Genomic DNA, 11,692 nt, shown 5'->3' on the forward strand with positions numbered 1-11,692 from the left:
TGAAAATTTTACTGCTGAATTGGCTCGGATAGAGTCATGAAAGTTCGCTCGATTTCAATTTATTTCATCTATACCTGGCTAGTTATTTTTTGCCTCGTACCGCTTAGTTTGGTATTAATAGCGAGTTTTCTATCCAAAGACAGTGTTCATTTGGTTTCCACACCATTTACCTGGGACAACTACTCTACCTTGCTAACACCTACGTTTGTGAAAATTTTTTTTCGTTCTCTATGGATAGCGTTATTAACTACAGGAGGATGTTTGCTGTTGGCCTATCCTTTTAGTTACTTGCTCGTTAAATCCAGGCATCAATCTTTATTATTGCTGTTAATTATTATTCCATTCTGGACAAGTTCATTAGTGCGAACCTATTCTCTAATTGCCATTCTAAAAGCAAAAGGTGTACTAAATACCATTCTGCTAAAACTACACCTGATTGATAGCCCACTTTCATTGCTCTATACCAACTTTGCCGTGATTACCGGCTTAATTTATAACTTGTTTCCTTTTATGGTATTACCCATTTTCACGAACATGGAGCGTTTTGACTTCAGGCTGATTGAAGCTGCCAAAGATTTAGGCGCCAGTAAACGTAATATATTTTTTCGCGTTTTTTTACCGAATACGGCGAGCGGTATCGCTGCCGGTTGTCTATTGGTGCTGCTCCCTGCAATGACGCTATTCTATATCCCTAATGTCTTAGGCGGTGCTCGCTCTATTTTGCTGGGCAATTTAATTCAAGACCAATTCCTTGTTTTAAGTAATTGGCCACAAGGCGCTGCAACCAGTGTCATTTTAACCACCCTTTTGTTATTTTTGTTAGTCCTATTTCGACGTCAAAATAAGGAGGATTTGCGGTGAAAACCTTTTCGCAAAAACTCTTTCTTTTTTTGATTTATTCGCTGCTTTATTTGCCCATTTTGGTGCTGGTCGTTTATTCCGTCAATGATGCGAAGTTTTCCCTGCAGTGGCATGGTTTTTCAATGCGCTGGTATAACGAGCTTTTCCAAGACCGCGGTTTATGGGCTTCGTTTGCCCACTCAGTCCTTTTAGGCTTAAGTGCTTCAACCATTGCTACCACAATAGGCTTGCTTACCTGTGTAAATTTGTTTCTTTTTCGTAGCCGCCACCAGCGCTCACTAAATGCCTTGCTGCTGCTTTTAATCATTATCCCCGATCTGGTGTTAGGTGTGGCTCTCCTTATATTTTTCAACGCCAGCAATATCCCTTTGGGGTTTTTTAGTTTGTTAATCGCCCATATTACCTTCTGCATACCTTTTGTTGTATTAACCATTAACAGTCGGATTCATACGTTAGATCCCAATGTCTATTTTAGCGCGCTTGACTTGGGGGCCTCACGCTTTGCCGCGCTAACAAAAATTTTATTACCCTTGCTGTGGCCTGCCGTATTAAGTGCTTTTTTGCTGTGTTTTACCCTTTCTTTTGATGATGTCATTATCAGCTATTTTGTAGCAGGTCCTGATTTTAACATTTTGCCCTTAACCATTTACTCCTTAGTACGGGCTGGAGTGACACCCGAATTGAATGCCTTATGCACTATTACCATTTTGGTATCCATGGTTCTAGTCATTATTTCACACCGTTTATCAGGTAAATCACCATGAATCGCATCATTCTACTCTTCGCTTTATTGCTTGCTGTAACTTCGACCTGGGCGCAGCGGGTTGTGAATGTCTACGTATGGGGAGGAGAAATTCCCAAGAAAGTGGTTCAGCAATTTGAGCAAGAGACAGGTATTCGCGTTAACTTCTCGACTTATGACAGCAACGAAACGATGTATGCCAAATTAAAAGCAAGTAGCAAAAGTATTTATGATGTTATCCTACCCTCTGCTTATTTTGTTGAACGTATGCAAAAACAGGGTATGTTAACGCGTCTTGACTCGCAGAAACTGCCTAATTTAAGCAATTTGGCAGAAAATTTTACCCATACCGATTATGACCCAGGAAACTACTATAGCGTCCCTATTATTTGGGGAGCTACGGGTATTTTTTATAATGAAAACTATGTAGCGAACCCACCAAAAACCTGGCAAGAACTTTGGCAAAAACGCTGGCGAAGGCAGCTAATGCTATTGGATGACTCTCGTGAAATCTTTGCAATTGCTTTAATGAGTTTAGGCTTTGATCCAAACGATACCAACCCTGAACACATTGATAAAGCATTCCATCATCTGCTGCAACTGGTTCCTAACATCAAGCTATTTGCCAGTGATAGCGTCCAGGCCATTATGATTGATGAAGATGCGATAGCAGGGTCTTCCTGGAATGGTGATGCATTTAAAGCCCAAGTAGAAAATAATAAAATTGCCTTTAATTACCCACAAGATGGGTTTGTCATTTGGGTTGACTGCCTTGCCATCCCCTCTAATGCCCCTCATTTGGAAGAGGCTTATGAATTTATCAATTTTATTTTAAGACCAGATATTGGTGTGAAAATTGCCCTCATAGAAGGCCATGCCATTACCAATGCAAAAAGCAAAGCGCTTCTACCTGATTCGGTCAGTAAAAACCCTATCGTCTATCCCTCTCAAGAGGTTTTAAACCGCGGCCATTTTCAGCGCGATGTCGGCGAAGAAACCCTGACCCTTTATAGTCAATATTGGCAGCAATTGAAGTTAGCTTTTTAAGGTTTGATTACTAAAGTTTTAGGCAAGAAACTGTTGCAAAGACCGGCACTCTAAGCAAAGCAAAGAATCTCCAGCAAATGAAATCCTGATGTTTAGCGCAGGAGGTTATTCCTGCAGTTTATGCCGCATTTCAGGATGACGAAATCCGCTCCACTGTTGATGGTTCAAGCCCTTCATACAAGTGCTCTAGCGTTTTAACAAAATCAACCAGCTTTTCTATTTCGATTTGTTGAAGTGTATCCTGCTCCAATTTAAATTGATAATGATTTAACGCCGCATAGGATTGCTGACAAAAAATTTCCATTTCTTCATCATTTGATGAATGAGTATATAAATTACTTATTAAATCCAACGCTTTAGCAATTAAATCGTTTATTTTTTGTCCTGAATGTGGGAAAAAAAACATAGATTTAGGTTGTACCCGAAGAGATTGATCATCTTTACAAGTCTTTTTTACTGGATCTCCTCTAAAATTAGTTTTATAAAAATTCAATAGTATTTTGTCATGATCATCACGCGTGTGAGAAATGAGTGGGCGATGAATAACTGTAGGTTTAATCGTGTTAGACTTGGTATCATATCCTTGGCGCCTAATAAGATATATATAAGCGTTATCACAAAATTCATGCAGACGTTTCATCGCTTCAGGCAGATTAGTGATGAATAACTTAATCATTGAAGTATCAAATGCACTTTGATTTCCTTTTTTAAAGCCTTCCAGATCCCTCTCTTCAACAAATTTGTACACTAAAGAATTCGTATAATCGTCAGGAAATTGATTAAAACCCGTAGCTAGTAAACTTAACATCTCATGATAAGTAAAAACAGATCGCTGCTTATATTCGTTGGCTGCTAAAAATAGAGGGCTACCTTTTTCATCAAGGCCTATAAAAATGACATTCCATCCTTGAGCAATTCCTTCTGGATGTTTTTCTAAATAATCGCTATCCCCTTTTATATAAAAACGAGAACCAACGTATTTCTCAGGGGTATTTTTCAAATTACTGAGCGCAATATCTTCATTTCCTAGCGTCATGAAAAAATAGAGCGGTGTAAAGTCATACCAATCTCCAGTCCAGAGACTACCCATACTGCCAACTCGAAGGCGATTTAAATTATGGCTGTCACTGGATTTCGGTCCAAAAATAACATCAAAGATGGCCTGCCCTTTTTTATTACCATGAATCAATTGAAAGAAATCAAGCAGTGTTAAATAATTTGCAATTTGTATTGATGCAGAACACTCTAATGAAGTACGCGAAAATAATAACTCCAGTAGCGTTTGTGAGGGATTAAAATTGTCCTCTTGAATGACATAGGAGTTACAAATATGCAGTCGCTTAGAGGGCGAATCCTGTTGCACATTATAATATTCAATAGGTGCTAGCCCTAACATAGTCGTTAAGGAAGTATAATTCTCCTTGGGTGGCAGCAATTGATTAATAAAGTGATACGTATCCGTTCTGTAAAAAGCACTTCCACTAAAAAAGGCATGACAAGCCTTATACATATTCAGGACATTTCGGAGCCTTAGCCAGTCGCCAATGATCATTTCATCGAGTTGAGCGTGTTGCTGAAAATCTTCGACAATCCTTTTTCCAAGCTTATCTAGATTTGTTTTTGTCAGCTGGATTAAAGCACTTACAGTACCTTGATAATTATGTTTGTTATCCGTCATTCTAAAAAGAGCAATTTATTAAAAATTTGTCTAATTATAAATCAGATTGCAGGAAGCATGTATGGGTAGATTTACCCAGAGAGCAACAATTTACCCAAGATTAGAGTATCAAATTAATAAATGGTTTAACTTACTGAGATCTTATTTAGCTTTGCTTTTCTGAAATTCAAGGCTCTCGCCAAAGCAAAGAGCCATAAATAACAAAAAGAAATAACCAGAACCTGAATAAAGAAGCAAGGAGTCTGATAGATTACCAATCATGAATGGGATTAACATCGCAAAAGCGATCATTTTCATTTTATCCAGCCGCAGGCAAGCCTGAAAAAGGCTAATAAAAAAGAATAGCAAAGCCGCAATCCCTAATAAACCAAATTCAGCAGCTGTCAACCAATACTGACTGTGAGGTTCTGTCAATTTCCAGCTCCAGAATGGAACAGGATTCTCTTTGGCAAAATAATAAGTAAAACTGCCGGTGCCATTGCCCGCTATAGGATGTCGATTAAATAACTGATGTGCGTAATCATGAAACTGTAAACGCAAGCCAACATCCGTATCTTTCTGGTTGTGCTGGTAACTTTGTATCTGCTGAATAACACCATCCACACGCCCTTTCATTACCGGACTTGCCAAATAACTAGTTACAAATATGGCAAAAACCAAGCCTATTCCTGCTATGGCCTGACGCCAGGTGCATAACTGTACTATTAAAATTCCCATTAACAATAAATAAATGACATACCCAGTCCGTCCTCCGCTTACAAAAAGAACTTGATAACTAAAGAGTAATGCCAATACCACATACCCCAAGCGTGAATGTCCTTGTTGCCGATAAGCAAATAACCAGGATAAATACGCAGCAAAAGCCACCATGAAACCAGTCATAATATGATTACGGAACACATGATCAGGATCAAAATTAAATGACTGTAAAAAGCCATGAAATTTTAAAACAGACAGTGTACAAGTAATAACCATAGCCAATAAAAAAGCATGCAAGCTAAGCTTTCTTGTTTTAGCACTCTTAAATCCCGCAACTAAAAAGGGGAGATAAAGTAATTTACTGTATTTTTCAATCATAAATTTTTTATCGCTAAAACTGGCGGGGCTCCACAAACAGGCAAGAAGTACAATCAGAAACAGTAAAATAGCTGTCTTACCCCAGTGAGTCGCAAAAAGTGCTAATGCATCCTTGCGTAACGAGGGTGTAAGTAATATAGCGACTAGAGAAAGGCTTAAAAAGACACTTTTGGCAGTAGAACTCATGGGTAATGCCAATAAGGTAGCGCCTAAAAGAATTGAAACCCATGTTTGCATAGGAAATCGTTGGGAAAAGCTAAGCGAGGTGTCCATTCTTAATTCTCTCTGGGTGTACTGGGTAATTGCTCTACTTTTGAATCACGATACAGTTGTTTAATACCGCGATAAAAAGTGCCCTGGGCATTCAACACTGCTAATATAAAACCCTCCCTGCCGTCCAAAAATCCCCGCTGTAAAAAATAACAACGTACAAACATCCAGCTGGTACTAAAGAGTATTTTTGCGAATTTAGGGGAAGGCCGTTGCTCAATGCGAATTTTGGCACTATAAGAAGAATATTTGTTAACTTTATACAGGGCGTGGCTTAAATCCTGGAAGGAATGATGTTGAATTGCCGCTTTTAGGCGTCCTACCTTGGCCGTAGGGGGTAATATAACCTTTTCATGCACGATATCATCACTGTAACGCGCCCCAGCTCGTTTAAAAAGTCGAATGTGTCTTTTAGGACTCGAGGAAAAGCGCATGAGCTTTCCGTAAAACTTCATACAAATGGGAATACGATAAGCCTCTGCTTCATTGCTCTTTATCGCTTTTTTAATCGACTCTCGTAATTCACTACCTATTGATTCATCCGCATCCAGATTTAAGACCCAATCCCCTGTGGCATAAGATAAAGCACGTTGCTTTTGAACGCCATAGCCTTGCCAATCGGTACTGTAAACGTGGCTTGTGAATTCTTTTGCAATAGTAACCGTGTTGTCAGTACTCCCCGAATCAAGCACAATTATTTCGTCTGCCCATTGTACTGATTCTAGACAACGTTTAATGTTTGCTTCTTCATCCTTGGCAATAATGATGACACTCAGCATGTAATAACCAATTTGAATACAATGTCGCTATTTTAACCCAGAACTTCTGTAATGTCTTCAGCGGAACATTACACGGGTTCGCTCCTATTCAACAAATGATAAAATTTTTAGAAATCATTTCCAAACATACAATTGCGCCAACTGGATGACAAACGTCATAAAAAATGCGCCTTAAGGCGCATTTGATTGAGTATACAGTGTTTTAGAAAACCCCTTCGCGATGATCGTGGCTATCAAAGTGTAATTTGCCATCTTTTACTTTCAAAACAACGTGTCCGCCATTGGCCAACTTACCGAAAAGTAATTCATCTGCAAGAGGTTTTTTAACGTTTTCTTGAATTAACCTTGCCATCGGACGAGCACCCATTGCTTTATCATAGCCATGTTCAATCAGCCAGTCGCGAGCAGCTTGATCAACCTTAAAGGATACACCTTTATTGCTTAATTGCTCATCCAGCTCCATGATAAATTTATCGACAACCAAACCGATGGTTTCTGTATCCAAAGGTGCAAAATTAATAATGGCATCCAGCCTGTTTCTAAATTCTGGACTGAATTGACGTTTAAGAACCTCCAACCCATCGCTACTATTATCTTGCAAGGAAAATCCGATTGAATTTCGGCTAATTTCACTCGCACCCGCATTGGAAGTCATTACCAGAATGACATGTCTAAAGTCAGCTTGACGACCATTAGTATCCGTTAAGGTGCCATGATCCATGATTTGCAGCAGCAAATTAAATACATCGGGATGGGCTTTTTCTATTTCATCCAACAGCAGCACGGCATGGGGATTTTTAGTAACAGCCTCTGTTAATAACCCTCCCTGATCATAACCAACATAGCCTGGAGGAGCGCCAATCAAGCGGGATACGGTATGTTTTTCCATGTATTCAGACATATCAAAACGTAGTAGTTCAATGCCTAATACATTGGCAAGCTGTCTGGTAACCTCTGTTTTACCTACCCCTGTAGGCCCTGTAAATAAGAAACAACCTACTGGCTTTTGGGGCTCTCGTAAGCCGGAACGTGCAAGCTTGATGGCGGAGGCAAGCGCTGTAATCGCATCGTCTTGTCCATAAACCAATAATTTTAAGTCACGCTCAAGATTACGCAGCGTATCTTTGTCCCTGGCTGATACTTTTTTAACAGGGATGCGTGCAATTTTGGCAACAACACTTTCAATTTCGGCGACGCTAATAATTTTTTTACGCTTGTTAGCGGTTAACAGATTTTGATAAGCCCCTGCTTCATCGACCACATCAATTGCCTTATCGGGTAAGAAACGATCGTTAATATATTTTGCAGATAACTCCGCCGCAGCTTTTAGAGAAGGAATGGAGAACTTAACACCATGATGCTCTTCCAGACGACCTTTCAAACCTTTAAGAATTTCAAAGGTTTCATCAATACTTGGTTCTGTAATGTCAATTTTTTGGAAGCGTCTGGCAAGCGCCCTATCCTTTTCAAAGATACCACGATACTCCTGATACGTCGTTGAGCCGATGCATTTTAATTCACCATTGGCGAGCAATGGTTTAATGAGGTTCGAAGCATCCATGACACCACCTGAGGCAGCACCAGCGCCAATAATCGTATGAATTTCGTCAATAAACAGGACGGCACCATCTTGTTGGGAAAGTTGTTTTAAAACTGCTTTTAAACGTTTTTCAAAATCACCACGGTATTTGGTACCAGCCAATAAAGCCCCCAAATCGAGCGAATAAACAACGCAATTATGAATAGCCTCTGGAACCTCTCCATCAACGATGCGTCGCGCCAAGCCTTCGGCAATGGCTGTTTTACCCACACCAGCTTCGCCTACAAGTAAAGGATTGTTTTTACGACGTCGGCATAAAACTTGAATGGTACGTTGGATTTCTTCATGGCGACCAATTAACGGATCAATCTTACCAAGTCGAGCCCGCTTGTTAAGATTCATGCAATAGCTTTCCAGTGGTGACTCGTTTACCTCACCGCCAAGAGCCTCTTCATCCATCGAATTCATCCCTTCAGACATATCACTATGATATTTCGATACACCATGCGAAATATAATTTATAACGTCCAGACGAGTAATATTCTCCCGACGAAGGAAATAAACAGCCTGACTTTCTTGTTCGCTGAAAATAGCAGCCAGTACGTTAGCTCCTGTCACTTCAGTCTTACCAGCTGATTGCACATGAAATACAGCACGTTGTAAAACCCGTTGAAACCCAAGTGTTGGCTGAGTCTCTCTATCTAGCTCATCTTCCGGAATTCTGGGAGTGGTTTCATCAATGAACTCAATTAAATCCCGACGCAAAGCATCAATATTGGCATCACAAGCTTGTAATACATTGCCTGCAGCCGGATTATCAAGCAGCGATAACAATAAATGCTCAACAGTCATGAATTCATGACGCTTCTCCTTCGCTTCCTTAAAGGCTAGATTTAAGGTGAATTCAAGTTCTTTGTTTAACATTGCCGTTGCTCCTCTCTCCAGCCAACCACCAATTATTCTGGTTCCATGGTACATAACAGAGGATGTTGATTACTTCTAGCATGATCATTAACCAATGCAACCTTCGTTTCTGCTATGTCCCTTGTAAAAACACCACAAACACCTTTCCCCACAATATGAACCTGTAACATCACCTGGGTTGCTACCTCTTCACTTAAATGGAAAAACTGCTTTAACACTTCTACTACAAATTCCATGGGCGTGTAATCGTCATTAAGTAGGATAACTTTATATTTTCTAGGCTGTTTAATCTCGGGTAAAACTTCTGATTCAGCCTTCTTTCGTTCAACTACTTCCTCTAAAGACCATCCACTCATAACATACACCCTTTATTAATTTTATAGACTTCTAAAGCATTTTTGGCCAGTAAAAATTGATTAAATTCTTTAAAAAATTAAACCTTGCGATAATCAATAACAGCTTGATTAGATTGCACTCAAATTAGCTTTCCATTACTGGTTCTTAAAATCATCAGGGATCATCTTAAATACGATGGGAAAAACTATATAACCCTGCTTGTCCGTGATATCCAAAGATATCTTGGATGAAGCCTCTGCATAGGATAAAGACTTGAAACTGCGTCTTTGCGAGCTCTAGCGAAGCAATCTAGTACGTCTGTAAACAAAAATCTGTACTGGATTGCTTCACTTCGTTTGCAACGACTACATAAAAAAAGTTTGTCCCGTGCAAAGTGTTGCATGTGGCCTCTTGAGCAAGATCATGAAAAAAATGTCAACACGCTTTGCAAATTTCCCTGGCGACATTTACTCACCAAGAATAACTCTTTAAGTATAACTTACATGTGCTTGACTATTTCTTCACCAAAACCAGAACTACTCACGCAGGTTGCCCCTTCCATTAAGCGCTCAAAATCGTAAGTCACTGTTTTAGCTTCAATAGCCCCTTCAACCCCTTTGATAATGTAATCAGCAGCTTCCATCCAACCTAAATGACGCAGCATCATTTCTGCCGATAAAATTAGCGAACCAGGGTTCACTTTATTTTGACCTGCATATTTTGGAGCGGTACCATGAGTTGCTTCAAACACAGCCACTTTATCCCCAATATTGGCACCTGGCGCGATACCGATTCCACCTACCTGGGCTGCAAGTGCATCAGAAATATAATCACCATTTAAATTTAAGGTGGCGATAACACTATAATCTTCAGGGCGTAATAAAATTTGCTGCAGAAAGGCATCAGCAATGACGTCTTTGATAATGATTGCTTTTCCAGTTTTAGGATTGGTTAACTGCATCCATGGGCCACCTTGATATTCTGTTGCCCCAAAATTTTCGCGCGCAACCTGATAACCCCAGTCTTTAAAGGCACCCTCAGTGAACTTCATGATGTTTCCTTTATGGACCAAAGTGACCGAATCCCGATTATTGTCAATAGCATACTGAATAGCAGCCCTAACCAATCGTGAAGTGCCTTGTTGAGAGACTGGTTTAATGCCTATACCACAATGCTCTGGAAAACGAATTTTTTTAACACCCATTTCATTTTGCAGAAAATTAATCACCTTCTTGGCTTCTGCAGAATCTGCCTGCCATTCAATACCCGCATAAATGTCCTCAGAGTTTTCGCGGAAAATAACCATATCTGTTTTCCATGGTTCTTTTACAGGACTTGGGGTGCCCGAAAAATAACGAACGGGGCGCAAACAAGTGTACAGATCAAGTTCTTGACGAATAGCTACGTTTAAGGAACGAATGCCTCCACCTACGGGTGTCGTTAGAGGACCTTTAATAGCGACCACGTATTTCTTTAACGCATCAAGTGTTTCTTTGGGTAGCCACTGATCAGCCCCATACACTTTCGTCGCTTTTTCACCCGCGTATACTTCCATCCATGAAATTTTTCTTTGATTTCCATACGCTTTTGCTACAGCGGCGTCTACCACATGGATCATAGGCGGGGTCACGTCAACACCAATGCCATCACCCTCAATAAAAGGAATAATGGGGTAATCAGGAACATTTAAAGACAAGTCAGCAGAAACTGTAATGGCTTCTCCTTCAGCAGGAACATTAATTTTTTCGAATGTCATAGCAACTCCGTCGATTTGAAAGTGAGTTATCATAGCATGCTAAAACCCTTTGTCCCAAATGCGTTTCGCTGCATAATAAGTCTTTTTTTCCAATCCATTATAAAACCTGTGAGTGATATTTTATTATTTAACAAACCCTTCAACGTCTTAAGCCAATTTACTGGGGAAGAAGGGGATAAAACGTTAGCAGATTACATTAGCATGCCTAATTTCTATGCAGCCGGTCGTTTGGATAAAAATAGCGAGGGCTTACTTTTATTGACCAATGATGGGAAATTACAACATCGATTAACCGATCCTGCCTTTCGTAAAGAAAAATATTATTGGGTACAGGTGGAAGGTGTCCCCCAAGACAATGCGCTTTTACCCCTTCGACAAGGATTAATCGTTAAGCACACCCGATACTTACCAGCAAAAGTTCGCCTGATTGAAGAACCTGAACTATGGCCACGAAATCCCCCTGTTCGTTTTCGAAAAAATATTCCTACCAGTTGGTTAGAGATCATTTTACGGGAAGGTAAAAATCATCAAATTCGTAAAATGACAGCGGCTATTGGTTTTCCCACGCTAAGACTTGTGCGTCATCGCATTGCCAACTGGTCCTTAGAGGATTTGCAACCCGGAGAATATAAAAGAATCTGTGTTGATTTACGTGAATTAAAATAACTGGTCGCATTCCTAA

10 protein-coding genes are annotated in these 11,692 nt (G+C 40.0%); 4 read left to right on the forward strand and 6 right to left on the reverse strand.

The window, feature by feature from the left end; genetic code table 11:
- Positions 1–36: 36 nt before the first annotated feature.
- The 3 genes from Ljam_RS04790 to Ljam_RS04800 are packed head-to-tail and all read left to right on the forward strand — an operon-like array spanning position 37 to position 2,650.
- Positions 37–861, forward strand: a complete 825-nt coding sequence (locus Ljam_RS04790; RefSeq protein ID WP_058448995.1) for an ABC transporter permease — start codon at positions 37–39, stop codon at positions 859–861.
- Positions 858–1,625, forward strand: a complete 768-nt coding sequence (locus Ljam_RS04795; RefSeq protein ID WP_058448996.1) for an ABC transporter permease subunit — start codon at positions 858–860, stop codon at positions 1,623–1,625. Before Ljam_RS04790 ends, Ljam_RS04795 begins: the two co-directional genes overlap by 4 nt.
- A complete protein-coding gene (locus tag Ljam_RS04800; protein ID WP_058448997.1) occupies positions 1,622–2,650 on the forward strand; it encodes an ABC transporter substrate-binding protein in 1,029 nt (342 codons plus the stop codon). The genes Ljam_RS04795 and Ljam_RS04800 overlap by 4 nt, the downstream gene beginning before the upstream one ends.
- Before the next feature lie 130 nt (positions 2,651–2,780).
- Here Ljam_RS04800 and Ljam_RS04805 read toward each other — a convergent pair whose 3' ends face one another.
- The 6 genes from Ljam_RS04805 to icd form a co-directional block, all read right to left on the reverse strand.
- Positions 2,781–4,328: a hypothetical protein gene (locus Ljam_RS04805; RefSeq protein ID WP_058448998.1), complete on the reverse strand. Its 1,548-nt coding sequence runs from the start codon at positions 4,326–4,328 to the stop codon at positions 2,781–2,783.
- A 141-nt stretch (positions 4,329–4,469) separates the two neighbouring features.
- Complete coding sequence (locus Ljam_RS04810) at positions 4,470–5,678, reverse strand: O-antigen ligase family protein (protein ID WP_082651576.1); 1,209 nt, start codon at positions 5,676–5,678, stop codon at positions 4,470–4,472.
- Positions 5,679–5,680: 2 nt separating this feature from the next.
- The gene (locus Ljam_RS04815) at positions 5,681–6,454 is read right to left on the reverse strand and encodes a glycosyltransferase family 2 protein (protein WP_058448999.1); all 774 of its coding nucleotides are present in this window, start codon (positions 6,452–6,454) and stop codon (positions 5,681–5,683) included.
- Between the two features lie 202 nt (positions 6,455–6,656).
- Complete coding sequence (gene clpA, locus Ljam_RS04820) at positions 6,657–8,918, reverse strand: ATP-dependent Clp protease ATP-binding subunit ClpA (protein WP_058449000.1); 2,262 nt, start codon at positions 8,916–8,918, stop codon at positions 6,657–6,659.
- 32 nt (positions 8,919–8,950) lie between these two features.
- Positions 8,951–9,274 carry an ATP-dependent Clp protease adapter ClpS gene (clpS, locus tag Ljam_RS04825; protein WP_058449001.1) on the reverse strand — a complete coding sequence of 108 codons (324 nt, stop codon included), beginning with the start codon at positions 9,272–9,274 and terminating at the stop codon, positions 8,951–8,953.
- Positions 9,275–9,753: 479 nt separating this feature from the next.
- Positions 9,754–11,010 carry an NADP-dependent isocitrate dehydrogenase gene (icd, locus tag Ljam_RS04830; protein WP_058449002.1) on the reverse strand — a complete coding sequence of 419 codons (1,257 nt, stop codon included), beginning with the start codon at positions 11,008–11,010 and terminating at the stop codon, positions 9,754–9,756.
- Between the two features lie 108 nt (positions 11,011–11,118).
- Between icd and Ljam_RS04835 the strand changes: the two genes are divergently transcribed.
- Complete coding sequence (locus Ljam_RS04835; RefSeq protein ID WP_058450741.1) at positions 11,119–11,676, forward strand: pseudouridine synthase; 558 nt, start codon at positions 11,119–11,121, stop codon at positions 11,674–11,676.
- Positions 11,677–11,692 lie beyond the last annotated feature (16 nt).

The sequence above is a fragment of the Legionella jamestowniensis genome (assembly GCF_001467745.1).
Lineage (GTDB): Bacteria > Pseudomonadota > Gammaproteobacteria > Legionellales > Legionellaceae > Tatlockia > Tatlockia jamestowniensis.